Source organism: Ilumatobacter sp., from assembly GCF_046290335.1.
Lineage (GTDB): Bacteria > Actinomycetota > Acidimicrobiia > Acidimicrobiales > Ilumatobacteraceae > Ilumatobacter_A.
Genome location: NZ_JBKAGH010000001.1, coordinates 501,753 through 526,407, shown reverse-complemented (window position 1 = coordinate 526,407; position 24,655 = coordinate 501,753). Strand labels below are relative to the sequence as shown.

The window sequence follows — 24,655 nt, the reverse complement described above, 5'->3', positions numbered from 1 at the left end:
GATCCCACGTGATCGACGACGAGGGCCGCGCCGAGAGGTGCGGCCCGTCGTCGTTTTCGCTACCGTGCCGCACCCGTCGCAGAAACCGAGACCATGGCCCCGCTGAGCATGAACAACTCGACCGTGCAGTCGTTGCGCAAGCTGGTCGGCTCGCGGGCCGAACGCAACGAGCATCGCCGTTTCGTCGTCGAAGGGCCCGTGTCGACGGCCGAAGCGGTTGCAGCGGGCTGGAGCTGCCTGATGCAGTTCGTTCCGGAGGGCAGCGAGGTGCGTGTCGCTGGTGCCGGGCCGGTTCAGCAACTCGCGATGGGCGTGTTCGAGCGCGTCGGCTCGACCAAGACACCGCAACCGCCACTGACGGTCGTCGAGATGCGCCCGCCCGCCATCTCTCTCGCTGATGCATCGTTCGTCGTCGTGCTCGACCGGGTGAGCGACCCCGGCAACCTCGGCACGATTCTTCGTTCGGCCGAAGCGGCGGGCGCCGACGCCGTCGTGCTCACACCTGGCTCGGTCGACGTGTACAACCCGAAGGTGGTCCGCGCCTCCGCTGGCGCGATCTTCCACGTCCCGGTGCTCACGGCGACGTTCGACGACGTGCTCGGGGCCGGGCTGGTGCTCGTCGGAACGAGCAGCCACCTCGCGCCTGGGCGCACCGTGACCAGGTACACCGATGCCGACCTGGCGGGCCGGGTCGCCATCGTGATGGGCAACGAGGCCGCCGGGCTCCCTGACGAGTGGAATGACGAACGCGGTCCGATCCGCCAGTGGTTGACCATTCCCCACGCTGGGCGCAGCGAGTCGCTCAACGTGGCGATGGCGACGACGGTGCTGGTGTTCGAAGCGGCGCGGCAGCGTGCCGGCGGTGCCGGGTAGGTCGGATCTCGCCTCCGTCCAGCGAACATGCGACAGCGTTGTCGCGGTGTCGTAGCGGTGTCCTAGCGGTGTCGTCGAGCGCTTCGTGTCAGCGCGCCTTGCCGAACAATCGGCCGGTGGTGGTGGCCGTGAACGCGTCGAACGGGATCTCCTCCTGCTTCACGAAACCCCGCTCGGGCAGGAGTCCGTTGCTCACCATCTCGATCACCGATGCCACCGAACCCGCAGTGGTCCACGCAATCGCCGTGGCCCGCTCGGTACCGACGGTGATCGGACGGAAGGTGCGCACGAACTCCAATCGGGTGAGTTGCTCGTCGATCCAGCCTTCGGACGACACGTGGATGTAGACGGCGTCATCGTCGACCGGCGGCTTGGCGTTGGTGAGGATCTCGCCGGCCAGTTCCTTTCGCTCCCGCATCAGGAGTTCGTGGAAGAAGAAGTTCATCAGATCCATGTGACCCGGATAGCGCAGGGTCTTGTAGTCGAGGTTCTCGACTCGGCCGAGATAGGTGTCGCACATCGTCCCGAGACCACCGGAGGTGGTGAACGCCTCGAGACGGGTGCCGCCGACGTGGACGGTTTCTTTCCATTCCATCGGCGACACCCATTTGCGCACGCCCTCCTCGATGACTTCACAGTCGTTGAGGTACTCGTTGACCACGCCCTCGGGCGACCAGTTGAAGGCGTAGCCGAGTAGCCCGGTGGGGTGTTCTGGCAGGGCGCCGACGCGCATGCGGATCGACCGGCAGCGGTCGAACGACTCGGCCTGGGACGCAGCGACGATGCCGACGAAACCCGGTGCCAGACCGCACTGGGGTGCCATCACCGCCGACGAGGTGTCGGCCAGCGTTCGGATGTGCTGCGTCGTCGCCACGTCCTCGGTGAGATCGAAGTAGTGGGTGCCGAGTCGGTGGGCGACGTCGGCCACGCCGATGTTGAACGAGTAGGGGAGGCACGACAGCACGGCGTGTCGGTCGGCCAGGGCGGCGGTCAGCGAGTCGGGGTCGGTCACGTCGGTCGCCCGGACGGGGAACGCCTCCGAACGCGGCCGGGGTCGGACATCGTGGCCGACGACGTCGAACCCCGCGTCGCACAGCAAGCGGGCAGCCAACTGCCCGATCTTGCCGAGGCCGAGCACGGCCACCGTGCCGAGTCGGTCGGGATCCATGATGATCAGACCTCGAACCGGATGCCCTGCGCGAGGGGAAGTTCACGGGAAAAGTTGATGGTCTGGGTCTGGCGTCGCATGTAGCCCTTCCAGGCGTCGGAGCCGGATTCGCGACCGCCGCCGGTCTCCTTCTCGCCGCCGAACGCCCCGCCGATCTCGGCGCCGGACGGGCCGATGTTGACGTTCGCGATCCCGCAGTCGGATCCGATCGCCGACAAGAAGAGCTCGGTCTCTCGCACATCGGTGGAGAAGATGCATGACGACAGACCTTGGGGCACGTCGTTGGTGATGTCGATGGCCTCGTCGAGCGTGCGGTAGGGCATGACATAGAGGATCGGCGCGAAGGTCTCCTCCCTGGTCAGATCGGTCGGGGCCTCGAGTTCGACGATGGCCGGGTTGACGTAGAAGGCATCGGGGTGCACCTCGGCGCGCACCCGCTCACCACCGAACACGCTCGCGCCGTCGGCCCGGGCGCGGTCGAGCGCGTCGCTCATGGCGGTGTGGGCTGCTTCGTCGATCAAGGGGCCCACCAGCGTCGTGTCGTCGAGCGGGTCACCGATGGGAAGGTTCGCATACACCTGCTGCAGCCGTTCCACGAGATCGGCTCGGACATCCTCATGGACGATGAGCCGACGTAGCGTCGTGCATCGCTGTCCGGCGGTGCCGACCGCGGAGAAGACGATCGCCCGCAACGCCATGTCGAGGTCTGCCGACGGGGAGACGATCATGGCGTTGTTGCCGCCGAGTTCGAGAATGGCACGCCCGAACCGCTCGGCCACAGCCACCGACACCTTGCGCCCCATCGCGCTCGATCCGGTGGCCGACACGATGGCCACGTCCGAGCTGGCGGTCAGGGCTCGACCGAGCTCGGGGCCGCCGATCAAGACCTGCGAGAGCGCAGCAGGGGCCTCACCGCCGTCGGCGTCGAAGCGTGAGATCGCCCGGTCGACGATCGCCTGGGTGGCCAGCGCGGTGAGCGGGGTCTTCTCGGACGGCTTCCAGAGCACCGGGTCACCGCAGACCAGGGCCAGCGCAGCGTTCCAGCACCACGGCGCGACCGGGAAGTTGAACGCGGTGATGATCCCGCACACGCCCATGGGATGCCAGGTCTCGCGCATGTGGTGACCCGGGCGTTCCGACGCGATCGTCAGGCCGTAGAGCTGGCGAGAGAGCCCCACGGCGAAGTCGCAGATGTCGATCATCTCCTGCACCTCGCCCAGGCCTTCTTGGAAGATCTTGCCGCACTCGAGGGAGACGAGGCGACCGAGATCTCGTTTCGCCGACCTCAGCTCGTCGCCGATCAGACGCACCAACTCGCCGCGCCGTGGGGCCGGGACCGCACGCCAGGCGGCGAAGGCTTCGGACGCGGCCGCGATCATCGCATCGGCCCCGTCGGCGGAGTGGGTGGCCAGGGTCGCCAGCACCGAGCCGTCGATCGGTGTTCGAACCGTGAGTCCGTCGGGGCGGTCGACGCCCGCGGTCAGCACGTCGGTGGTCAGCCCGGCGGCACCGAGCACGGTGGCCGGCTGCGAGCCAGCGTGAGTCACAGATGAGCTCGTCATGACTCGAACATTACATTAAGCGTCTCGATAATGTAACGTCTCATTCATGCGACCAGCGGCGGCCACGAGCATGCAGAACCTGAGCGAACGGATCGCCTCGGCGGGCTCCTCGCTCACCCCCACCGAACGTCGTCTCGCCCGGCTGATCCTCGACGACCCGACCGCTGTGGCCTTCGGCACGGTGGCGGATCTGGCTCGCGCCGTCGGCACGAGCGGACCCACGGTCGTCCGGTTCGCCAACAAACTCGACTTCGACGGCTACGGCGCGCTCCAAGATCACGTTCGGGCGTCATTGGCCGAACGACTGCGGCGACCGACCGACCGACTCCGATTGGCGACGGATTCGTCCCCGACCGCAACTCGGGATCGACACGCTGACCCGGCAGTCGAAGTCGTCGACCGGTTGCACCGAACCCTCAGTGGCCTCGACGTGGGCACCGTGGCAGATCTGGCCACCGAGATCGCTCGGGCGCTGGGGACAGTGTGGGTGTTGTGCGCCGAAACCTCGGCGACTCCGGGAACGCTGCTCGCGGGGAACCTGCGTCTCCTCCGCCCCGGTGTCCGGCGACTCGAGGGCTCCCCACCGGCGGTGGCATCGCAGCTCGCCGAAGCCGCTGCGGGCGACGTCGCCGTGGTGATCGACTTTCCTCGCTATGAGTCCGCTGTCGTGGCAGCCGCCACCGAACTCGTTGCTGCCGGCGTCAGGCTCATCGCGATCACCGATGGCCCGCTGTCGCCGCTTGCCGCGATGGCCGACCGCTGGTTGGGCATCGACGTCGCGGCCGTGGGGCCGTTCGACAGCGTGGTGCCCGTGGTGGCGGTCGTGGAGCTCCTGATCGCCGAAATCGCAGGCCAACTCCGTCACGAGGCCACGGAACGGCTCGATCGAATCGAGCAATTGTGGGCCGACGGCCAGGTGTTCGACCAGGTGCTCGAGGCGACGCAGCGACGCGAGGGTGGGGCCGGATAGGTTCGGGTCCATGGCGGATCCGCTCATCGAACGACTCGACGCGACCGGCGTCGACTACGACATCGTGCCGTGCGACCCGGAACTCGCCGATACCGCGCAGTTCTGCGAGGCCTACGGCTATTCGTTGGACGACTCGGCCAACACGATCCTCGTCGTCGGCAAAGCCGACCCGCCGGTGTTCGCTGCCTGCGTCGTGCTGGCCAGCACGCGACTCGACGTCAACAAGGTGGTGCGCAAGCGCCTCGGCACGAAGAAGGCGTCGTTCGCCGACGCGCACGACACCGCGAACATCACCGGCATGCAGATCGGCGGCGTCACACCGTTCGGGCTGCCCGACGAGGTCCCCATCTGGGTCGATCGCGCCGTGATGGCTCGCGACCAGATCATTCTCGGTGGGGGCTCACGTGACCGCAAGGTCTTGGCGGCGCCGTCGGTGTTGACAGCGATCGGCGCCGAGGTCGTCGACGACCTGGCCAAGCCGCCGCCGCCCTGATCGTGAAGGTGGTCGGCGCGGTTCGCGCGTCGATGCGAGGCGCCTGGTCAGCCGGTACGGCGAGAGAATCGGGCGCCGCGGCGGATGAAGGCTTCCGAGTGGAGCTTGTGCTGTTCCTCGTCGTGGGCGATCTGGCGGAGCATGTCGCCGACGGTTGCGTGAAACCCGTAGTCGCCTCGATAGCGAGACTCCCAAGCCATCTCGTCGAACTCGGGATGCTCCTCCACGAATCGGGCGTACTGGCGCATCGCGTGGTCCTCGAAGTCGCGGTTGAGCTGGTACGACCAGTTCGGGCGCACGACGAAGAGCAGCCACGAGAGGTGGTAGTAGACGACCGACAAGATCTGGGGGAACAGCTTGTCGAAGAACCACCGCCGCTCGTAGCCGACCTGCTCGCAAGCCTCTTCCATGATCAGCAGGTGCCAGAACTCGTTGTCTTGTTCGTCCCGGGCGAGCAGGACGCGATCTTGGATCTTGCGGTCGAACTCGTGGTCGCGGTGGTTCTGGGTCTGCGCGATGTGGCCGACGTGTTCCCACGCCATGTACGGGACTCGGGCCACCAACTCGACGAAGGCGAAGAACTCGAAGCTGCGTCCCTGCGGGAACACCTTGTCGGCGGTCCAGAACAGCAGGCGCGCAGCAGGTCCGTAGCGGTACTCGGGCATCGAGAGATAGCGGGCCTGGTGCTCGCGTAGCTCCGCCGGTGACAGCGGCATCGCGAACAAGGACTGGTATTGCTTGGGCGGGAATGGTCGTTCGGTCGCAGAATGCTGATCGATGGAGGCCATCACCAACCTGTAGCACACGAGGTGTCGGTCGTGGCCGCGGCCGGAAGGCGAAACGGTCGGTTCCGCTGAGAGAGACACGCGATCGGGCGAAACGCAAGGCGCCTGATCGTCAACGCGGCGCTACGCTGGGCGTGGTGACGATGCAGTTGCAGCGATTTCTGTGCCCCGGGTGAACCGGGGAATGGCACATCTTCGCTCCTGCGCCACGTCCTGAGTCCGTCCGGGGATCATCACTGGCCGCTGCGCGCGGCCGTACGCTCACGTTCGCACTTCGAAAGGACCTCCCTTGATCGCAGACATCACCGCCGCCCGCGACGCGGCGCTCGCCGAGATCGCCTCGGCGGTATCCCTCGACGACCTCACCTCGATGACCACCCGGTTCGCCGGCAAGAAGGGTGAACTCGCCGGACTGAAGAAGCAGCTCGGCTCGGTCGAGTCGATCGACGACAAGAAGGCTGCTGGCGCTGCCATCAACGAGGCGATGGCTGCCGTCGACGCTGCGCTCGATGATCGTCGAGGAGAGCTTCGGTCCGAGGCGCTCGCCGCACGCGTCGAGGCTGAGCGCCTCGACCTCACCGAGTTCATGACCAAGCCGAGCCGCGGGAAAGCGCACCTCGTCACACAAGCGTGGGAGCGGCTCGAGGACGTGTTCGTCGGCATGGGCTTTCGGGTGGCCGAAGGGCCCGAGGTCGAAACCGACTGGCACAATTTCGAAGCCCTCAACATGGGCGAGGGCCATCCGGCTCGAGGCGAGTTCGACACCCTCTTCGTCGACCACGTGCCACCGGGTGGAACGCTCGGCACCACGCTGCTGCGCACGCATACCTCTCCGGTACAGATCCGCACGATGCTCACCCAGGAGCCGCCGATCTATGTGATCGCTCCCGGACGCGTGTTCCGTCGCGACACTCCGGATGCCACGCACATGCCCGTGTTCCATCAGATCGAAGGACTCGTCATCGATCGCGACATCTCGATGGCCGACCTCGCTGGCACGATCGAAGCGTTCACGCATGCCTTCTTCGGCAAGGGCTGGAACTCTCGGTTGCGCCCGAGCTACTTCCCGTTCACCGAGCCGTCGGCGGAGTTCGACATCCAGCGCCCCGATGGATCCTGGATCGAGCTCGGTGGCTGCGGCATGGTTCACCCCAACGTGCTCGCAGCCGGTGGACTCGACCCGGAGGAATGGAGCGGATTCGCCTTCGGCTTCGGCATCGACCGCATGGCCCTGATGCGCCACGGCGTCGACGACCTCCGGGCGATGTACGCCGACGACCTTCGTTTCATCGAACAGTTCTGAAAAGGGCAGACCCATGAAGATTCTCCTGTCCTGGCTCAACTCCTACGGCGACTTCGGTGACCCGACCGACTCGGCGGCCGTGCAGCGCGTCGCCGACGCGCTCACCTCGCTCGGTCTCGAAGTCGACACGGTCACCTCGGTCGGCGACACGGTCGACGGTGTCGTCACCGCGCGCATCCTTCGTCTCGAATCGCATCCCGACGCAGCGAAGGTGCAGCGCGTCTACGTCGATGCTGGCGATGGCGTCGAGCGTCACGTGTGGTGCGGTGCGAGCAACATCTCCGTCGACGACGTGGTGCCGATGGCGACCCTCGGTACCACGATGCCGAACGGCATGACGATCGAACGTCGCGGCATCCTGGGCATCGACTCCGAAGGGATGCTGTGCTCGGCGTCCGAACTCGGACTCGGCGACGACCACAGCGGGATCCGGATCCTGCCGTCCGGTACGCCGTTGGGCGTTCCGTACGGCGATGCGCTCGGCATCTCGTCCGACGTGCTGATCGATGCCGACGTCACACGCAACCGCCCCGACTGTTGGGGCTACGTCGGTATCGCCCGCGATCTCGCGGCGAAGATGGGCGTCGAGTTCCGGCCCCCCGATCCCGTCCTCGACGTCACGGGCCCCGAGCGCGTCGCGTCGGTCGAGATCGCCGCTCGCGACCGGTGCCCGCGCTTCACCTCGACAGTGATCTCCGGCGTCGAAGTGAAACCGTCCGCCCGGTGGATGGCCAACCGCTTGACCGCCGCGGGCATGCGGCCCATCAACAACGTGGTCGACGTCAGCAACTACGTGATGCTCGAACTCAACCAGCCCAACCACGCGTACGACCTCGACACGCTCGGGGGTGGCGGGTTCCGGATCCGGCTCGCCGACGAAGGCGAACACTTGGTCACGCTCGACGGCGAGGATCGGACGTTTTCGTCCGACGACCTGGTCATCTGCGACGCCAACGACGTCCCGATCGGGCTCGGCGGAGTGATGGGCGGCTTGGACTCGGAGATCTCCGACACCACGACCGTGGTCGCGCTCGAGATGGCGTGGTTCTCGATCGTGCCGATCGGCCAGACGGTCGTTCGATCCGGTCTGCGATCCGAAGCATCGCAGCGCTTCGAACGTGGCGTCGACCCGCACGGGATGCCCGTCGCGATCGCCCGCTTCGTCGAACTGCTCGCCGAGACCTGCCCGGACCTCGTGGTGCACGCCGGAGCCGTCGACGCACAGACCGATCATCTGCCGCCCGCCGAGCGTTCGGTCGACGTTCGCATCGACAACGTGAACCGCATCCTCGGCACCGATCTGTCTGCCGACGACCTCCCGGCGTTGCTCGATCCGATCGGCTACACGGTGACGGGGGAGGGCGGCACTCGACGAGTGGCGCTGCCGACGTGGCGGATCGATTCGACCGCCGAGATCGACGTGATCGAGGAAGTCGCTCGCCACTACGGCTACGACCGTCTCGGTAGCACCGTTCCGAAGTCGGTCGACCACGGCGGCCTCACCGTGCGCCAACAGCGGCGTCGCCTCGTTCGCGAGGTCCTGCTCGGACTCGGGATCTCCGAGGCGATGCCCAACCCGTTCCTCGCACCCGACACGCTGGCCAAAGCCGGCCTCGACGGCGACGCGATCAGGATCACCAACCCGCTGGTCGCGGAGGAATCGGTGTTGCGCACATCGTTGCGTCCCGGCTTGCTTCGTGCGATCTCCTACAACGAGTCGCATCGACGGACCGGAGCGAAGTTCTTCGAGATCGGCCACGTGTACCCGCCGAGCGATGGCGACCTGCCGGCGGAGTTCGAAGCGCTCACGGTCGTGCTCGCCGGTGAGCAAGCCCCGACAGCGCTCGCAGTGTGGCGCGAGCTGACGGCGGCCCTCGGTGGTGGTGCGCGCATCGACCAGTCCAAGGTGCCCGCAGGACTCCACGCCACGCGGTCCGCGACGCTGCAGGCCGGCAAAGACCCCCTCGGTGCGGTCGGAGAGGTCGCCCCCGACGTGCTGGAGGCGTTCGAGGTGACCGAACGAGTCGCGATCCTCGAGGTCGATCTCGATCAGTTCCTGGCTCGGGAGCCGAAGCCGACGCAGTGGAAGCCGACCAGCCGACAGCCGTCGAGCGATCTGGACCTCGCCTTCAAGCTGGAGGACTCGATTCCGGCCGAGAAGCTGGAGAAGGCGATCCGCCAGGGCGCGGGCAACCTGTTGGTCGACCTCGATCTCTTCGATACCTATCGGGGGGAGTCGATCGGGGCGGGCGCCCGCTCCTTGGCGTACCGGCTCCGCTTGCAAGCCGCCGATCGCAGTCTGACCGAGGGAGACATCGCCGAGGTGCGCCGTGGGGTCGAGGCGGCATCGATCAAGCTCGGGGCCGAGCTGAGGAGCTGACCGTGGACGACGCCCGCGCTCCTGGCGAGACCGATCTCGACGCCATGCTCGCCACGCTCGACGTGGTGCGGCGACCCGGTGTGTTCACCTTCGTCGCGGTCGACGCTCCCGGCGCCGATCAGTTGGCGGTCGCGCTGGCGACGATCGTCGAAGACGAGGCGGTGACGCTCGTGATGCAGGTCGACGACGCTCGGCGGTTCGGTTTGCCGGTCGTCGTCGAGATGGCGTGGCTGACGCTCACCGTCAACTCGAGCCTGGAGGCCGTGGGACTCACCGCAGCATTCAGCCGGACCCTCGCCGACGCCGGCGTGTCGTGCAACGTGCTCGCAGGGTTCCACCACGATCACCTGCTCGTGCCGGCCAGCGACGTGGACCGCGCCATCGAGGTGCTGCGCGCCTAGTCTTTGGCGGACCCGACGAAGGATCGTCGTGGCTCCACCGTTCGTCTGGTCGATCCGGCTGGACACTCACCACGGGAGATCACGTGCTCGCTTACGAATATCCACTGCTCGGCATCTTCTGGACCGCGCTGTTCGTGTTCCTCTGGATCGCCTGGCTGCTCCTCGTGTTCCGGGTGATCATCGACATCTTCCGGAGCCCGATTCGTGGGGCGAAGAAGGCGCTTTGGGCGCTGCTTGTCGTCGTGTTCCCACTGATCGGCGTGTTCGCGTATCTCATCGTGCACGGTGACGACATGGCCCAGCGAGATCTGCGGAACGCGGAGCAGAGCGAGGAAGCGGTCCGCCAATACGTTCGCGCGGCAGCCGGACCGGTGAGCGTGGCGGACGAACTCGTCAAGCTGGCCGAGCTGCGGACGCAGGGTGTGCTGAGCGACGAGGAGTTCGAGGCGCAAAAGGCCAAGCTGCTCGCCACGACCTGACCCCGTATCATGACCCCAGCCGTTCAACACGCAGGGTCAGACCCCAGGTGTTGAACGGCTGGGGTCTGACCCCAGGTGTTGAGCGAGTGATGGCTCAGTTGAACGACAGGTCGTCGGGTGCCAGCGCGAGCCAGGCGAGACGACCGGGTTGACGGCGCAACACGTCGCGCCACAGCTCGTCGGGTTCGTCGGTGAACACGTCGGCCGGAACCGAGTCGACGACCAGCCAGGCGCCCGCTGTGATCTCGGCGTCGAGTTGGCCCGGACCCCAGCCGGCGTATCCGCGAAACACGCGGACCGCCTCGACGTCGCCGGCGATCAGCGCCGGGTCAGCCGACAAGTCGGCGGATGCGATCTCCGCGGAGATGGCAGAGAGGTGCTCGTCGTCGTCGGTGACCGGCTGCTTCGTTGCGGCGAGCGCGATGAGCGCGTTGGTCTCGACGGGTCCGCCGAGGAACACTGACGACGGAGCGGATTGCAAGTCGATCCAACGATCGAGCGGCTCGTCGAGACTCTCGATGGTCGGTCGGTTGATCACGATGCCGATCGCCCCGTCGTCGTGGTGCTCGAGGACGTACACCACGGCGCGATCGAAGTTCGGGTCGCCGAGTGGCGGGGTCGCCACGAGGAGGCGTCCTTTGGTCTGCACCGATGCACCGAACACGCACTCCAGTGTGCCGACGATGTGGGAAAATGCTGACGCAGCCTCGGAGTGACGTTCGAGTGGCATCGGAGCCGCATCGGAGTGACATGGGTGCGACGTCGCAGTGACGTGGGTGTGACGTCGGGTCATTGCATAGTCATGCACAACTCTGTATGGTCATGCAGATGTCTGGGGCACGAAAACGGGTTGCGATCGTCGGAGCGTCGGGATACACGGGCGCCGAGATGTTGCGCTTGTTGGCCGGACACCCCGACCTCGAACTGGTCGTCGCGACGGGCGACACGATGGCCGGTCGGCGTGCAGCCGACCTGTATCCGTCGTTGACCACGGCGTATCCCGATCTCGTGTTCGCACCCTTCGACGCCGACGACCTCGTCGGACTCGACCTCGTCGTGCTCGGGTTACCGCACGCTGCCTCGATGGAGTTGGCACCGCAACTCGTGGGTTCGGTCGGTTGTGTGGTCGATCTGTCGGCTGCCTTCCGGCTGAAGGACGCATCGCAGTACCCCGAGTTCTACGGGTTCGAGCACACGCAGCTCGACCTGCTCGAGCAGGCCGTGTTCGGACTTCCCGAGCTACACCGCAGCGACCTCGTCGGCGCCGAACTCGTGGCCACGCCGGGGTGTCACGTCACCGCTGCCACCCTGGCGCTCCGGCCCCTCGTGGCCGCTGGGCTGGTCGAGCCGTCTGGCGTCATCGTCAACAACGTCACGGGGATCACCGGTGCCGGCCGTTCGCCCACCGACACAAATGTGTTCGCCAACATCGACGCCAATGTCACCGCCTACGGGCTGCTCAACCATCGGCACACTCCTGAGATCGAACAAGAGGTCGGTGCCCAGGTGCTGTTCACCCCGCATCTCGTCCCGATGAGCCGCGGCATCCTTGCCACCTGCTACGCCACGCCGTCCACCGACTGCACGTCCGAGCGACTCGCTGGAGCGCTGAGGTCGTTCTACGACGGTGAGCCGTTCGTCTCGGTCGTCGACGGATCGCCGGCGACCAAGTCGGTCCTCGGATCCAACGCCGCGCATGTCTCGGCGCACCTCGACGAACGCACCGGCACCGTGATCGCGTTGTGCGCTATCGACAATCTCACCAAAGGAGCCTCGGGCGGGGCGCTGCAGGCGGCGAACGTCGCGTTGGGCCTCGACGAGGCCGCCGGGCTGGCCAAGATCGGACTCGCACCATGACCAATGACCCCGACACATTGATCTCGTCGGCGCTGAAGGCTTCGACGCTCGTCGAGGCGCTGCCGTACATTCGGCGATTCGCCGGCAAGACGATCGTCATCAAGTACGGCGGCAACGCGCTCGCCGGCACCTCTGACGAAGACGCGCTCGCGCATTTCGCGGAAGACATCGTGCTGATGCGGCTGGTCGGGATGCGCCCGGTCGTGGTGCACGGCGGCGGTCCCCAGATCTCCGATCTCATGCGGCGACTCGGCAAGACCAGCGAGTTCGTCAACGGGTTGCGCGTCACCGACGCCGAAACGGTCGACATCGCCCGGATGGTGCTCAAGGGCCAGGTCAACCCGCAACTGGTCGCCGCGATCAACGTGCACGGCAACTACGCCGTCGGCGTGTCGGGTGTCGACGGTGGGTTGATTCGCGCGGCTCCGCGTGACCCGGCGCTGGGGTTCGTCGGCGACGTCACCGAGGTCCGCCCACGCGTGCTGAGTGGGCTGCTCGACGACGAGTTCATCCCCGTCATCGCCACCATCGGCTCCGACTCGTCGGGCCAGGCCTACAACATCAACGCCGACACCGCCGCCGGGGCCATCGCCGTCGCGCTCGGCGCCGAGAAACTGATCTATCTCACCGACATCGAAGGCTTGCGCAGTGATGTCGACGACCCCGACAGCCTGATTCGTCAGACCACCGCCGATCACCTCGACCGGCTCATCGCCGACGGCACGATCGCCGGCGGGATGATCCCGAAGGTGACGAGTTGTCTCGATGCCGTTCGCAGCGGGGTCGAACGCGCGCACATCCTCGACGGGAGGATCGCCCACGTGCTCCTCCTCGAACTGTTCACCGACGACGGGATCGGCACGATGGTCATGGCCGATCAAGCCGGCCTCGACGCCCACCTCGCCAGCACGCAGGAGCTCACCGCATGACCACGACCGCCTCTCACGGGTTCTCGCACGCTCCGATGGAGCAGTGCCCGTTCATGCCGGTGTTCGGCCCGCCTGCGATCATGTTCGACCGCGGCCGCGGGACCGAACTGTGGGATTCCGACGGCAAGCGCTACCTCGACTTCCTCACCGGCCTCGCCGTGGTGTCGCTCGGTCACGCCAACCCGATCGTCGCCGAGGCCGTCGGCGACCAGGCCGAACGACTCCTGCACGTGTCGAACTTCTTCGCGAACCCGGTCGCGACCGAAGCGGCCGTGAAGATCAACGGATTGCTGAAGACCGCGACCGGCCACGATGGCCAGGTGTTCTTCACCAACTCAGGCGCGGAATCGGTCGAGTGTGCGATCAAGCTCGCTCGCAAGCACGGCGGTCGCGGTCGCCACACGGTCGTCAGCGCCCTCGGGAGCTTCCACGGACGCACGCTCGCCAGCCTGGCCGCCACCGGTCAGCCGGAGAAGCACGAGCCGTTCCAGCCGATGCCCGACGGCTTCCGCCACGTTGCCTGGAACGATCTCGAGGCCATGCGCAACGCTGTCGACGGCTCGGTGGCGGCGGTGCTCATCGAGACGATCCAGGGCGAAGGCGGGGTCAACCCGGCGTCGGTGGAGTACGTGCAGGGCATCCGGGCACTGTGTGACGAGGTCGGCGCGCTGATGATCGTCGACGAGATCCAGACCGGGTTCGGGCGAACCGGCGCCTGGTTCGGATTCGAGCATGCCGGCGTGGCACCCGACGTCATCACGATGGCCAAGGCGATGGGCAACGGGATGCCGGTCGGGGCCTGCTGGGCTCGCACCGAGGTCGCCGCGGTGTTCCGGCCGGGCGACCACGGGAGCACCTATTCCGGCACGGCCATCGCTTGCTCGGCCGTCAACGCGACGATCGACGAGATGCAGCGGATCGACGCACCTGCCCGCGCCGTCGCACAAGGCCGTCGTCTGGTCGACGCGTTGCGTTCCGTCGCGGGTGTCGCCGACGTGCGAGGCCGCGGCCTGATGCTCGGGGTCGAACTCGACGAGGGGCTCGATGCGCGGCGCGCCTACGCGCATCTGCTCGATGCCGGTCTGATCGTCAACGCGGTCAAGCCCGACACGATCCGCCTGCTCCCACCGCTGACGGTGTCCGACGACGAGATCGACGAAGCGGTGGCGATGATCGCCGACGCGCTGCTCACGCAGATCCACGAGCGGAGCACCGAGACATGACACGACACGTCCTCGAGGTGGTCGACTTCACCGCCGCGGAAGTCGATGAGGTCCTGCAACTCGCCGAGCGGCCGATCGACGAACTCGCGAGGCCGCTCGCCGGTGCGGGTGCCGCCTTGATCTTCGAAAAGCCGTCGAATCGCACGCGTCACTCGATGGAGATGGCGGTCGCACAGCTCGGCGGACATCCGGTCTACACCCGCGGCGAAGAAGTCGGCTTCGATACTCGAGAACCGGTGGAAGACATCGCCAAGATCATGGCCGGCTACCACGCGGTCATCGCCGCCCGAGTGTTCGACCATACGACGCTGACCCGGTTGGCCGACTCGGTCGACGGATTCGACAGCGCCGACGCCGTCGTCGTCAACATGCTGTCCGATCGCGCTCATCCTCTGCAAGCGTTCGCCGATGCACTGACCATGCGACAACGGCTCGGGGAGCTCCGGGGGAAACGCGTCGCCTACATCGGCGATTACAACAACGTGTCCCGGTCGTTGGCCGAGATCTCGCTGCTGTCGGGCATGAGCGTTCGCGTGTCGTGCCCACCATCGTTCGCCCCCTCGGCCGCCGAACTCGAACGGTTGGCGACGATCGGCGATGGCGACGTTGCCTTCGTGGATCGGCCAACCGACGCGGTCGACGGCGCTCACGCAGTGCACACCGACACCTGGGTCTCGATGGGGCAGGAAGCGGAAAAAGAAGTCCGGCGCCGGATGTTCGATGGGTTCGCGGTCGATGCGGCCTTGATGTCTCAGGCCGACCCGGGCGCCGTGTTCATGCACTGCTTGCCTGCCTACCGCGGGTTCGAAGTCGCCGCCGAGGTGATCGATGGCCCGCAGTCGGCGGTGTTCCAGCAGGGCCACAATCGACTGCATGCGGCGCGGGGCGTCCTCGCCTTCGCACTGGGGAGCAGCGGCGCGTGACCACGAAAGTGCAGCGCCAGACGGCGATCATGCGCCTCGTCGGTGACCACGAGGTCACCAGCCAAGCCGAGCTCATCGAACACCTGGCCAACGAGGGCATCGAAGCGACGCAGGCCACGGTGTCGCGCGACCTCGACGACATCGGAGCGATCAAGGTGAGAGTGCCCAGCGGCAACACGGTGTACGCGATTCCGGAGCTCGCGCCGGATCGATTGGCACCACTCGATCAGCTTCGCCGGGTGATGGGGGAGTGGGTCGGAGAGGTGACATTCTCCGGCAACATCGTCGTGTTGCGGACCCCTCCGGGCTGTGCGCATGTCGTGGCGTCGGCGCTCGACCGCAGCCGTGTCGACGGCATGCTCGGCACCGTCGCCGGCGACGACACGCTGATCTGCATCTCGGCGTCGACCGACGGAGCCGGACTGGCCGACCATCTCAAACACCTTGCTGGCCTCGAGTGAGCCGGCGCGACCCACGTAGGGAGTCTCATGGACCTCGATGACGAACACGAATTCGCGCGCGACGCCGCACTCCCGCCGCAGGCCCGCACGCTCTGGCACGGTCGTTTCACCGGCGGCCCGTCAGAATCACTCCTGGCCTACACGGTCAGCCTCCCGTACGACCAGCGGATGTGGCGCGATGACATCGCAGGATCGAAAGCACACGTTCGCGGCCTCGAGCGCGTCGGTCTCCTGACGAGCGACGAGCGCGACGAGATCCTCGCCGCGCTCGACCAGGTGGGCGTCGAGATGGACACCGCCTCGTTCACCTTCGCCGAGAGCGACGAAGACATCCACACCGCCATCGAACGGCGCGTCACCGAGATCGCTGGACCCGCCGGCGGCAAGCTGCACACCGCCCGCAGCCGCAACGACCAGGTCGCGACCGACCTGCGTCTCTGGTGCAAACGAGAACTCCGTGACGTCGCGATCCGACTCGTCGAGATGCAAGAAGCGTTGCTCGAGCAAGCGCTCGACGCTGGCGACGCCTATCTGCCCGGCTACACCCACCTGCAGCGGGCGCAGCCCGTGCTGTTGTCGCATCACCTGATGGCACATGGTTGGGCGCTCGGGCGCGACGTGAGCCGGCTGCTCGACACGATCGATCGCCTCGACGTGTCGCCGCTCGGCGCTGGCGCGCTCGCCGGTTCCTCGCTGCCCATCGATCCGGCCGGCAACGCCGCCGACCTCGGTTTCGCCAAGGCGTTCGACAACAGCCTCGATGCCGTCAGTGATCGTGATTTCGTCGCCGAAGCGGTGTTCGACCTCGCCTTGATCGGGATTCACTTGTCGCGCATCGGCGAGGAATGGGTGTTGTGGACTTCGGGTGAGTTCGGCTTCGCCCGCCTCGACGACGGGTACGCCACCGGCTCGTCGATGCTGCCGCAGAAGAAGAATCCCGACATCGCCGAGTTGGCCCGCGGCAAGAGCGGACGGCTGATCGGCAATCTCACCGGCCTGCTGGCGACGCTGAAGGGCCTCCCGATGGCGTACAACCGAGACCTCCAGGAAGACAAGGAGCCGTTGTTCGATTCGGTCGAGCAGGTGACGCTTGCGGTCGCAGCATTGACGGGCATGATCGCGACGGCGACCTTCGACACCGACGCGATGCAACGCGCTGCCGACGAGGAGACGATGGCGGCAACCGATCTGGCGGAATACCTCGTCCGCAACGGCTTGCCGTTCCGCGAAGCCCACGCCGTGGTCGGTGCGCACGTGCAGGCGTGTCTCGCCGGGAAGGGATCGCTTGCGGACCTGGTTGCCGCCGACCCACTGCTGGGCGACGCGGCGGCCGCGCTCGTCGCTCCGGGTGTCGGTGTGCGGATGCGGACGAGTCGGGGTGCCGCCGGGCCCGCAGCGCGCGACGAGCAGGTGGCGTCGTATCGGGCGATGGTGCGCGACGAGACGCTGGCGTTGCGGCGACTCGCCTCGTTCGGCTGACCGCAGCATGCGGCTGTTCGACCGCACCGAACTGATCGGACCGGCCGAGGAGGTCGCGCGACGCCTGCTGCACACCGTGCTGCGAGTCGACGCCGATGGCTCGGTCGTGACCGCTCGCATCGTCGAGGTCGAGGCCTACGATCAAGACGACCCGGCCAGCCACAGCTTCCGCGGCCGCACGAAGCGCAACGCCACGATGTTCGGACCGCCCGGGCACCTCTACGTCTACCTCAGCTACGGCTTGCATCATTGCGCCAACGTGGTCGTCGGGCCCGACGGTCGCGGCGACGCGGTGTTGTTGCGGGCCGTCGACGTGATCGACGGACTCGACGTGGTGCGTCGTCGACGCGGCGAGCGTCGCGATCTCACGAACGGTCCAGGAAAGCTGTGCCAGGCGCTCGGCATCGAACTCAGCCACGACGGCGTCGACGTCTGCGCGCCGGGCGGTCCGGTCGGTCTGTTCGACGACGGCACGCCACCTCCGACGACGCCGATCGTCGGCCCGCGTGTCGGGCTGACGAAGGCGACGGAGACACCGTGGCGTTTCAGTTCGCCGTGAGATCGGGCAGGTGCCGGGCGGCCAACAGCACCGGGAACCCGGCGGCGAGACAACCGCCGACGACCAGAACGACCACTTGGGGATCGACCCAGTCGACGAGGAGCCCGGTGCCTGCGGGTACCGAGATCGCTCCGACGTTCGCGGCCAGCAACTGCCAGCCCGACACTCGCTGCGCGTGCATGGTCCCCACGCGGCGAGCGGTGCGCGCCGCCAACGTCGGCACGAGCGGCGACAGAAGGAGCCCCGCCGATGTGGAGCACACGATGATGCCCCAACCGGGGACGAACGCCACGCCGACGTACAAGGCCCCCGCGACAGCGACACACGCCGGTAGCCCGATGCGATCGATCCCGTCGGACAGCACCGGGTTGGCCAGCAGCAACCGTCCGACGGTGGTCCCACCCCAGAATCCGGCAACGCCGACGGCAGCGATCGTGTCGCCCACGCCCCGGCCATCGGTGAGGTACGTGAACAGCCACTGACCCATCGTCACCTCGACCGCGACGAAGAGTCCGAACACGAGCAGCGAGATCGTCGTTGCTCGTCTCGGTGGCGCGGTGCTCCGGCTCGATGGCGCAGGGGGCGGTGGGGGCCAGTCGTGGCGTGCCGCGACGGCGACGGCCGCAGCTGCGATGGCAACGACCGCCGTGGCGGCGAGTGACCATCGCCAGTCATCGATCACCACGACGACGAGCGGTCCCAACGTTGCGCCGACCCCGTAGGCCCCGTGTACCAGACCGGCGCTGCCGACCTCGCCGATGGTTGCCAGGACGCCGGCGCCGACCGAATCGAGAAGACCTGACACGAGTCCGACTCCTGCGACCCCCACCAGGAAGATGGGCCAGGTGGTGGACGTGGCGACCACCAGATCGACGGCGACCAAACCTGCCAGCGCCGCGACGATGCAGGCGCCGATCGAGAAGCGGGTCGTCGCGGCGCGTCCCGACCCCGATGTCGACATCCGCGCGAGGCCATATACGAGCGACACCACGCCCAGGGCACCGAGGGACTGCCCGAACCGCTCGCGGACATCTGGCCAGATCACCCCGAACATCGAAACGGGAATCGCGAACGACAAGAACGTGAATGCCAACGATCCCACGACGACGCGATGTCGGGGTTCGTTTCGCGGCGCCGCCATCACCGGGCACCATACGGGCAGGAGGCCCCGGTGACGCCGATGGAGGCGGCGCTGCCGACGTTCGGGCTCGGTCGCTGGCTCGCTCACCGCGCTCACGGTGGCCTACCGTCTCGGCCATGCAGAGCTTCGCAGGCAAGATCGCCGTCATCACCGGGGGCGGCACCGGTATGGGCCGAGAACTGGCCGTGCAACTGGCTGCCGCCGGAGCACACGTGTCGATGTGTGACCTGTCGGAGCCGAACATGGCCGAGACCGCAGCGCTCGCTCGTGCGGCGGCACCGGCTTCCGACATCCGGATCTCGACGCACACCTGCGATGTGAGCGACGAAGCAGCGATGCTCGTGTTTCGTGACGAGGTGCTCGCGTCGCACGACGTCGAGCACGTCAACCTGTTGTTCAACAACGCTGGTCTCAGCGGCGGCGGATCGATCTTCACCGACACGCGCGAGTCATGGGATCGCTGCTTCGACGTCTGCTTCCACGGTGTTCGCTGGGGAACGCTGGCTTTCCTCGACGCGCTGGTCAAGTCCGACGATGGGCACATCGTCAACACCAGCAGCGTCAACGGCTTCTGGGCGTCGATCGGCGCCGACCGGCCGCACACCGCCTATTCGGCCGCAAAGTTCGCCGTGAAGGGCTTCACGGAGGCGCTGATGACGGATCTGGCGGTCAACGCGCCGCACGTCAAGGCGTCGGTGGTCATGCCCGGTCACATCGGCACGTCGATCGTCCAGAACTCGATGCACTTCGGAGCGCGTGCGCTCACCGACGAGGAGAAGGAACTGATGAAGATCGCCGATCAGATGTTCCACGACATGGCACCGATGACCGCCGCGCAAGCGGCGACGGTGATCCTCGACGGTGTGCGCGACGGGCGTTGGCGCATCCTCGTCGGCGAGGACGCTCACGCCCTCGACGCCGCGGTCCGCGCCGACCCGGAGCGTGCCTACGAACCGGGTTTCGGTGAGATGCTGTTCGCCGAACTTCGCGCCGCGAGCGATCAACTCAACCCGACCGACTGAACTGCCACCGGACGGTCAGCGGACCTCGACGCCAGCGAAGTCACCACGCTCGCGCCACTCGGCGAGCAGGCGGAAGTACTCGATCGAGCCGCCGCCGTACGACGAATTCTGGGCAGCTCGCTTCTCCGGCTGGCCTTCGTTGTTGTAGTACCCGGGCGTGCACGACTCGAGGAACGGCAGCGAGATCCGGGCTTTGTCGATGATCGTGGCGACCCACGCCTCCTCGGCCTCCTCGGTCACCTCGATCTCGTCGGCGTCTCGCTCCAGCGCGGTGCCGACGAGATGAGCGATGTGGCCCGCCTGCTCACTGAGTAGATGCGGGAAGCTGACGGTGAAGCCGGCCTGTCCGGGGCTCATGATGAACAAGTTCGGGAACCCGTGGCTCAACATCCCGTGCAGCGTGGCCATCCCGTCGGCCCACTTCGCCGAGAGTGTCTCGCCCGTACGCCCGGTGACGTCGTACCCGGCGCGCCGTGAATAGTCGGTCCCCACCTCGAACCCCGTCGCGAACACGATGCAGTCGAGCGGGTACTCGACGCCGTTCGCGACGATGCCCGCCGCGGTGATGCGATCGACCCCGCGGCCGTCGGTGTCGACGAGCGTGACGTTCGGGCGGTTGAACGCGTCGAGGTAGTCGTCGTGGAAGCAGGGACGCTTGCAGAACTGTCGATACCACGGCTTGAGGGCCTCGGCCGTGGCCGGGTCGTCGACGATCTCCTGCGCACGGCGTCGGATCTCCTCCATCTTCTCGAAGTCGGCGAGTTCCATCGCCCGGCCCAGACCGTCGGCGGACAGGTCGGCTTCGGAGCCCGCCCGCTGGATGCGAACCAGCAGCTTGCCGATGATGTCGGTCCAACCGTCGTCGACGAGATCGACGGGCTGGGGTTGACCGGAGACCAGAGCGTTGAAGTTCTGCATCCGCTCGGTCTGCCATCCCGGCTGGAGCGATGCCGCCCAGTCCGGGTCGGTCGGGCGGTTGTTGCGCACGTCGATCGACGACGGTGTGCGCTGGAACACGAACAGGTGCTCGGCGCCCTCGGCGAGATGCGGCACGCACTGCACGGCCGTCGCGCCGGTGCCGATGATGCCGACCCGCTTGCCGGCGAGTCGGGTGAGCTCACCGTGCGGGCCGCCGCCGGTGTAGTCGTAGTCCCAGCGGCTGGTGTGGAACGTGTGCCCCTCGAAGTCGTTGATCCCCTCGATCCCCGGCAGCTTCGGCCGGTGCAGCGGGCCGTTGGCCATCGTCACGAACTTCGCCCGCATCGCATCGCCACGATTCGTCGACACGATCCAGCGCTGTTCCTCGGCGCTCCATCGCAGATCGGTGACCTCGGTCTGGAAGCAAGCGTTGTCGTAGAGGTCGTAGTGTCGTCCGATCGCGCGGCTGTGTTCGAGGATCTCGGCCGCGTGCACGTACTTCTCGCTCGGGATGTAGTCGAGTTCTTCCAGCAGCGGGAGGTACACGTACGACTCGACGTCACACATCGCGCCGGGATAGCGGTTCCAGTACCAGGTGCCGCCGAAGTCGCCGCCTTTCTCGATCAGACGGATGCTCTCGACGCCGTGGTCGCGGAGGCGAGCGCCAGCGAGCAATCCGCCGAAGCCGCCGCCGATGACGATGACGTCGGTGTCGTCGGTGAGCGGTGCCCGTTCGATGACCTCCTCGATGTATGGATCGTCGACGAAATTCGAGAAGTCTCCGACCACCTCGATGTACTGCTCGTTGCCATCGGAGCGAACCCGCTTGTCACGCTCGATCCGGTACTTCCCGCGCAGCGCGTCGGGGTCGAACGGCAACTCGTCGATCGTCATCTCCACGACGGTACTGACGATCAGCCGTTCGAGCCGAAGTGTGAGTGCTCAAATCGGCGCAGCACTCACCTTCGGCTCGTGCTGGTTCAGCGCCAGTGGATCCAGTAGCCGTGGGGGTGGATGACCGCGAGGTGCCGGACGGTTCGTTGCCCGCCGCGCCAGGTGACGAGTGTCAACTCGGTCAGGTGCTCGCCTCGGAGATCACCTCCGTGCGGCAGCTCCGGCGTGAGGGCAGGGGATTCGGCGAACACCCATGACAGATCGGTCGTCGCACTGATTCGGTCGAGTTCATCGACGAAGGCCCGGCGGCGATCCGGTGGCAGGTAGTTCAACGTCCACGTCGTGGTCACGACCGGATGAGCGCGGTGGGCCATGCGTTCGATGGCTCCTGCGACAGCGTCGACGGCATCGCCCGCCAACAGTTCGGGCGGCGAGGTGCGGGCGATCGAGATCGCCGCTCGCAGGCGTCGGAATCGGTCGGCCTGATCCGGCCAGCAGCACGCTTCGAGCCATCGCGCCTCGGTCGGATCGGTGACGTCGATCGGGCGCTGGTCGATACCGCACCGGCTCGCGAGTCCGGGGAGCACGCAGCGCGAGAGGTCCAACGGCGCTTCGCCTCTGGTCGAGCAGCCGATCTCGACCGTTGCGGGGTCGGGCCCGATCAGTGGGCCGTCGTCGTAGCGAAACGAGAATGCCGGGAGCAAGAGGTTCAACCCGGCGCTCGCGCCGACGTCGAGGTGTGCCAGCGGGCCGACCTCGTCGGCCACCAGACGCATGGCGGGCATGAGCGCCGCACATCGGCCGATCTCGTTGGTCTGCACGTGTCGCGATGCGACCAATTCGATGATCGTGGTGGCTCGTTCGTCGACGAAGGACTCGAGGGTGGATGCCAGGCGACGGTCGTCGGGAGCGCGTGGATGCTCGGTGATGTTGGGGTACCAACTCGCCAGCGGGTGCTGAGGCTCGTCGAGGACGAGGAAGTGGATGGCGGCGAGCAGCAGAACCGGCAACTGTTGCGGGTCGGGGGCATGCGCGAGCAAGCCGGACAGCGCAGGTCGCCGGGCGATGATCCTCGACAACGCAGCGTTGAGCGGAGCACGCGCCTCGGAGTCCCGTGCCGACTCGTTGAAGCGTCGAGCGAGTTCGGCATCGTTCCAGGGATCGCGCACCGTCGCGAAGCTACCCTCGGGGCTATGCCGCTCGTGAACAACGATCTGATCGCCGACCTCGAAGCGCGAGGCCTGATCCATGATTCCACCGACCGCGAGCACCTGCGGGCACAGATCGCCGACGGTCCAGTCGGGATCTACTACGGCTGCGACCCGACAGCCGACAGCCTCCACGTCGGCAATCTGATCGGGCTGATCATGCTGCGCCGGTTCCAGGACGCCGGTCACCGTGCGATCGCGCTCGCCGGTGGGGCGACCGGCATGATCGGTGATCCGAGTGGCAAGTCGGAGGAGCGGAACCTGCTCGACGACGAGGCGTTGAACCACAACGTCGCCTGCATCAAGGAGCAACTGGGACGCATCGTCGATCTCTCGGATCCCGAGCGGGGAGCGCTGGTCGACAATCGCGACTGGACCCAGCCGATCACCATCCTCGAGTTCTTGCGCGACGTCGGTAAGCACGTCACGGTCAACCAGATGCTCGCCCGCGAGAGCGTCAAGGTGCGGATCAACTCCGAGCACGGGATCAGCTTCACCGAATTCAGCTACATGCTGCTCCAGGCCAACGACTACCTCTGGTTGCACGACCATCTGGGCTGCGTGATCCAGATCGGTGGCTCCGACCAGTGGGGCAACATCATCTCGGGGGTCGATCTCATCCGTCGCAAGCGCCAGACAGCCGTGCACGCGTTCTCGTGGCCGCTGATGACCGCCTCTGACGGGTCGAAGCTCGGCAAGACCTCGGGCGCCCGGGTGTGGCTCGACGCTGACAAGACCAGCCCGTACGCGTTGCGCCAGTATTGGATGCAGACCGCCGATGACGACGTCCGCCAGCAACTGCTCACGTTCTCACTTCGCGACGTCGAGCAGATCGAGTCGATCGCCGTCGAGCACGCCGAGGCGCCGCACCTGCGTCGAGGCCAACGGGTGCTGGCTCACGATGTGGTGTCGCTCGTGCACGGGACGCCGGCCGCCGACGCCGCCGACGAGGCGGCCGATCTGCTCTTCGCGAAGGATCCGACCGGCGCGTCGATCGCCGCGTTCGAAACCCTCGCCTCGGAGATCCCGTTCAGCCGGATTTCGGCCGAGCGACTCGGCGACACGGTGGCCCTTCTCGTCGAGGTCGAACTGGCCTCGTCCAACGGTGACGCGCGAAGAAATCTCGCGCAGAACAGCTACTCCCTCAACGGGGTCAAGATCGGTGAAAAAGACCAGCTCAGCGGCCATGAACTACTCCAGGGGAAATACCTGTTGCTCCGCCGCGGGAAGAAGGATCACCACCTCGTCGAAGTTTTTTCCTGACGGGAGGTTGTGGCGCCGTTTGCCGTGCGTTAGCTTAGCTACTCGCTTCACGGAGGCAGTAGCCGCCGGAAAAGCGAGAGGAACCAACGCCACGCTGAGGAGAAATCCCAGCGTAGAGCATGTTCCGAGCTTCGGCTCCTTGAAAACGGAAGAGAAGACAGAACGCCAGTGCGGGCAGTTCGGTCGGCAGGCCCCTCGGGGTCGGCCGCGAGAAACTGTCTGTCAATTTCGCTGTCGGCCTCCCAGCCGGCAGCAACACGAATACCGGTCGAGCCACAAAGGCTCGACCAATCCAGCCAAGTGCTGTGAGATCAACGAGCATTCCACTCGCTCACAGCGCTCGCTGACACTTCGTCGCCGACTC

23 protein-coding genes are annotated in these 24,655 nt (G+C 66.8%); 16 read left to right on the top strand and 7 right to left on the bottom strand.

Annotated elements, in window-relative coordinates:
- Nucleotides 1-108: 108 nt before the first annotated feature.
- Complete coding sequence (locus tag ACE37B_RS02395) at nucleotides 109-873, top strand: TrmH family RNA methyltransferase (protein ID WP_409921680.1); 765 nt, start codon at nucleotides 109-111, stop codon at nucleotides 871-873.
- A gap of 88 nt (nucleotides 874-961) precedes the next feature.
- Here the strand turns inward: ACE37B_RS02395 and ACE37B_RS02390 are convergent, their stop codons facing one another.
- Together ACE37B_RS02390 and ACE37B_RS02385 are read right to left on the bottom strand one after the other, a co-directional pair.
- Nucleotides 962-2,041, bottom strand: coding sequence for a saccharopine dehydrogenase C-terminal domain-containing protein (locus ACE37B_RS02390; RefSeq protein ID WP_409921679.1), 1,080 nt, complete (start codon nucleotides 2,039-2,041; stop codon nucleotides 962-964).
- Between the two features lie 5 nt (nucleotides 2,042-2,046).
- Nucleotides 2,047-3,603 carry an aldehyde dehydrogenase family protein gene (locus ACE37B_RS02385; protein ID WP_409921678.1) on the bottom strand — a complete coding sequence of 519 codons (1,557 nt, stop codon included), beginning with the start codon at nucleotides 3,601-3,603 and terminating at the stop codon, nucleotides 2,047-2,049.
- 46 nt (nucleotides 3,604-3,649) lie between these two features.
- Here ACE37B_RS02385 and ACE37B_RS02380 point away from each other — a divergent pair, with 46 nt between their 5' ends.
- Together ACE37B_RS02380 and ACE37B_RS02375 are read left to right on the top strand one after the other, a co-directional pair.
- Complete coding sequence (locus ACE37B_RS02380) at nucleotides 3,650-4,573, top strand: MurR/RpiR family transcriptional regulator (RefSeq protein ID WP_409921677.1); 924 nt, start codon at nucleotides 3,650-3,652, stop codon at nucleotides 4,571-4,573.
- 10 nt (nucleotides 4,574-4,583) lie between these two features.
- A complete protein-coding gene (locus ACE37B_RS02375) occupies nucleotides 4,584-5,066 on the top strand; it encodes a YbaK/EbsC family protein (RefSeq protein WP_409921676.1) in 483 nt (160 codons plus the stop codon).
- Nucleotides 5,067-5,113: 47 nt separating this feature from the next.
- Here the strand turns inward: ACE37B_RS02375 and ACE37B_RS02370 are convergent, their stop codons facing one another.
- Nucleotides 5,114-5,854, bottom strand: a complete 741-nt coding sequence (locus ACE37B_RS02370) for an alternative oxidase (protein ID WP_409921675.1) — start codon at nucleotides 5,852-5,854, stop codon at nucleotides 5,114-5,116.
- Nucleotides 5,855-6,143: 289 nt separating this feature from the next.
- On the opposite strand from ACE37B_RS02370, the gene pheS reads away from it, so the two are divergent.
- The 4 genes from pheS to ACE37B_RS02350 all read left to right on the top strand — a co-directional run bounded on the left by pheS (nucleotide 6,144) and on the right by ACE37B_RS02350 (nucleotide 10,414).
- A complete protein-coding gene (gene pheS / locus ACE37B_RS02365) occupies nucleotides 6,144-7,154 on the top strand; it encodes a phenylalanine--tRNA ligase subunit alpha (protein ID WP_409922878.1) in 1,011 nt (336 codons plus the stop codon).
- 13 nt (nucleotides 7,155-7,167) lie between these two features.
- Nucleotides 7,168-9,534 (top strand): phenylalanine--tRNA ligase subunit beta, encoded by a 2,367-nt coding sequence (gene pheT / locus ACE37B_RS02360; protein WP_409921674.1) that lies wholly within the window; start codon nucleotides 7,168-7,170, stop codon nucleotides 9,532-9,534.
- Between the two features lie 2 nt (nucleotides 9,535-9,536).
- Nucleotides 9,537-9,935 (top strand): ACT domain-containing protein, encoded by a 399-nt coding sequence (locus tag ACE37B_RS02355; RefSeq protein ID WP_409921673.1) that lies wholly within the window; start codon nucleotides 9,537-9,539, stop codon nucleotides 9,933-9,935.
- An 83-nt stretch (nucleotides 9,936-10,018) separates the two neighbouring features.
- Nucleotides 10,019-10,414 carry an SHOCT domain-containing protein gene (locus ACE37B_RS02350; RefSeq protein WP_409921672.1) on the top strand — a complete coding sequence of 132 codons (396 nt, stop codon included), beginning with the start codon at nucleotides 10,019-10,021 and terminating at the stop codon, nucleotides 10,412-10,414.
- Between the two features lie 94 nt (nucleotides 10,415-10,508).
- Here ACE37B_RS02350 and ACE37B_RS02345 read toward each other — a convergent pair whose 3' ends face one another.
- Complete coding sequence (locus tag ACE37B_RS02345) at nucleotides 10,509-11,144, bottom strand: YqgE/AlgH family protein (protein WP_409921671.1); 636 nt, start codon at nucleotides 11,142-11,144, stop codon at nucleotides 10,509-10,511.
- Between the two features lie 98 nt (nucleotides 11,145-11,242).
- Here ACE37B_RS02345 and argC point away from each other — a divergent pair, with 98 nt between their 5' ends.
- Genes argC through ACE37B_RS02310 form a run of 7 tightly spaced genes read left to right on the top strand, consistent with a single transcriptional unit; the run spans nucleotide 11,243 to nucleotide 17,845 of the window.
- Entirely contained in the window at nucleotides 11,243-12,271 is a 1,029-nt protein-coding gene (gene argC, locus ACE37B_RS02340; protein WP_409921670.1) for an N-acetyl-gamma-glutamyl-phosphate reductase, read from the top strand.
- On the top strand, nucleotides 12,268-13,200 hold the full coding sequence (gene argB, locus ACE37B_RS02335) for an acetylglutamate kinase (RefSeq protein WP_409921669.1): 933 nt from the start codon (nucleotides 12,268-12,270) through the stop codon (nucleotides 13,198-13,200). Before argC ends, argB begins: the two co-directional genes overlap by 4 nt.
- On the top strand, nucleotides 13,197-14,423 hold the full coding sequence (locus ACE37B_RS02330) for an aspartate aminotransferase family protein (protein ID WP_409921668.1): 1,227 nt from the start codon (nucleotides 13,197-13,199) through the stop codon (nucleotides 14,421-14,423). The genes argB and ACE37B_RS02330 overlap by 4 nt, the downstream gene beginning before the upstream one ends.
- Nucleotides 14,420-15,346 (top strand): ornithine carbamoyltransferase, encoded by a 927-nt coding sequence (locus tag ACE37B_RS02325; protein ID WP_409921667.1) that lies wholly within the window; start codon nucleotides 14,420-14,422, stop codon nucleotides 15,344-15,346. Before ACE37B_RS02330 ends, ACE37B_RS02325 begins: the two co-directional genes overlap by 4 nt.
- Complete coding sequence (gene argR / locus ACE37B_RS02320; protein WP_409921666.1) at nucleotides 15,343-15,807, top strand: arginine repressor; 465 nt, start codon at nucleotides 15,343-15,345, stop codon at nucleotides 15,805-15,807. Before ACE37B_RS02325 ends, argR begins: the two co-directional genes overlap by 4 nt.
- 27 nt (nucleotides 15,808-15,834) lie before the next feature.
- Nucleotides 15,835-17,286: an argininosuccinate lyase gene (argH, locus tag ACE37B_RS02315; RefSeq protein WP_409921665.1), complete on the top strand. Its 1,452-nt coding sequence runs from the start codon at nucleotides 15,835-15,837 to the stop codon at nucleotides 17,284-17,286.
- Nucleotides 17,287-17,293: 7 nt separating this feature from the next.
- The gene (locus ACE37B_RS02310) at nucleotides 17,294-17,845 is read left to right on the top strand and encodes a DNA-3-methyladenine glycosylase (protein WP_409921664.1); all 552 of its coding nucleotides are present in this window, start codon (nucleotides 17,294-17,296) and stop codon (nucleotides 17,843-17,845) included.
- Here ACE37B_RS02310 and ACE37B_RS02305 read toward each other — a convergent pair.
- Complete coding sequence (locus ACE37B_RS02305) at nucleotides 17,832-18,986, bottom strand: MFS transporter (protein WP_409921663.1); 1,155 nt, start codon at nucleotides 18,984-18,986, stop codon at nucleotides 17,832-17,834. The two genes, ACE37B_RS02310 and ACE37B_RS02305, sit on opposite strands and share 14 nt — an antisense overlap.
- Before the next feature lie 116 nt (nucleotides 18,987-19,102).
- On the opposite strand from ACE37B_RS02305, the gene ACE37B_RS02300 reads away from it, so the two are divergent.
- A complete protein-coding gene (locus ACE37B_RS02300) occupies nucleotides 19,103-20,008 on the top strand; it encodes an SDR family NAD(P)-dependent oxidoreductase (protein ID WP_409921662.1) in 906 nt (301 codons plus the stop codon).
- Between the two features lie 15 nt (nucleotides 20,009-20,023).
- On the opposite strand, the gene ACE37B_RS02295 is transcribed toward ACE37B_RS02300, so the two are convergent.
- Together ACE37B_RS02295 and ACE37B_RS02290 are read right to left on the bottom strand one after the other, a co-directional pair.
- Nucleotides 20,024-21,820, bottom strand: coding sequence for a flavin-containing monooxygenase (locus ACE37B_RS02295; RefSeq protein ID WP_409921661.1), 1,797 nt, complete (start codon nucleotides 21,818-21,820; stop codon nucleotides 20,024-20,026).
- An 86-nt stretch (nucleotides 21,821-21,906) separates the two neighbouring features.
- Complete coding sequence (locus ACE37B_RS02290) at nucleotides 21,907-22,989, bottom strand: DUF2332 domain-containing protein (RefSeq protein ID WP_409921660.1); 1,083 nt, start codon at nucleotides 22,987-22,989, stop codon at nucleotides 21,907-21,909.
- Between the two features lie 24 nt (nucleotides 22,990-23,013).
- Here ACE37B_RS02290 and tyrS point away from each other — a divergent pair, with 24 nt between their 5' ends.
- The gene (gene tyrS, locus ACE37B_RS02285; RefSeq protein WP_409921659.1) at nucleotides 23,014-24,291 is read left to right on the top strand and encodes a tyrosine--tRNA ligase; all 1,278 of its coding nucleotides are present in this window, start codon (nucleotides 23,014-23,016) and stop codon (nucleotides 24,289-24,291) included.
- Nucleotides 24,292-24,655 lie beyond the last annotated feature (364 nt).

Bases quoted from the DNA above. Each gene is read 5' to 3' on its own strand.
- ACE37B_RS02345 (WP_409921671.1), bottom strand. From the start codon at position 11,144: ATGCCACTCGAACGTCACTCCGAGGCTGCGTCAGCATTTTCCCACATC.
- argB (WP_409921669.1), top strand. From the start codon at position 12,268: ATGACCAATGACCCCGACACATTGATCTCGTCGGCGCTGAAGGCTTCG.
- argC (WP_409921670.1), top strand. From the start codon at position 11,243: ATGTCTGGGGCACGAAAACGGGTTGCGATCGTCGGAGCGTCGGGATAC.
- ACE37B_RS02395 (WP_409921680.1), top strand. From the start codon at position 109: ATGAACAACTCGACCGTGCAGTCGTTGCGCAAGCTGGTCGGCTCGCGG.
- ACE37B_RS02330 (WP_409921668.1), top strand. From the start codon at position 13,197: ATGACCACGACCGCCTCTCACGGGTTCTCGCACGCTCCGATGGAGCAG.
- ACE37B_RS02380 (WP_409921677.1), top strand. From the start codon at position 3,650: ATGCGACCAGCGGCGGCCACGAGCATGCAGAACCTGAGCGAACGGATC.
- argH (WP_409921665.1), top strand. From the start codon at position 15,835: ATGGACCTCGATGACGAACACGAATTCGCGCGCGACGCCGCACTCCCG.
- ACE37B_RS02295 (WP_409921661.1), bottom strand. From the start codon at position 21,820: ATGACGATCGACGAGTTGCCGTTCGACCCCGACGCGCTGCGCGGGAAG.
- ACE37B_RS02325 (WP_409921667.1), top strand. From the start codon at position 14,420: ATGACACGACACGTCCTCGAGGTGGTCGACTTCACCGCCGCGGAAGTC.
- ACE37B_RS02385 (WP_409921678.1), bottom strand. From the start codon at position 3,603: ATGACGAGCTCATCTGTGACTCACGCTGGCTCGCAGCCGGCCACCGTG.
- ACE37B_RS02370 (WP_409921675.1), bottom strand. From the start codon at position 5,854: ATGGCCTCCATCGATCAGCATTCTGCGACCGAACGACCATTCCCGCCC.
- tyrS (WP_409921659.1), top strand. From the start codon at position 23,014: ATGCCGCTCGTGAACAACGATCTGATCGCCGACCTCGAAGCGCGAGGC.
- ACE37B_RS02375 (WP_409921676.1), top strand. From the start codon at position 4,584: ATGGCGGATCCGCTCATCGAACGACTCGACGCGACCGGCGTCGACTAC.
- pheT (WP_409921674.1), top strand. From the start codon at position 7,168: ATGAAGATTCTCCTGTCCTGGCTCAACTCCTACGGCGACTTCGGTGAC.
- ACE37B_RS02390 (WP_409921679.1), bottom strand. From the start codon at position 2,041: ATGGATCCCGACCGACTCGGCACGGTGGCCGTGCTCGGCCTCGGCAAG.
- ACE37B_RS02305 (WP_409921663.1), bottom strand. From the start codon at position 18,986: ATGGCGGCGCCGCGAAACGAACCCCGACATCGCGTCGTCGTGGGATCG.
- ACE37B_RS02300 (WP_409921662.1), top strand. From the start codon at position 19,103: ATGCAGAGCTTCGCAGGCAAGATCGCCGTCATCACCGGGGGCGGCACC.
- ACE37B_RS02310 (WP_409921664.1), top strand. From the start codon at position 17,294: ATGCGGCTGTTCGACCGCACCGAACTGATCGGACCGGCCGAGGAGGTC.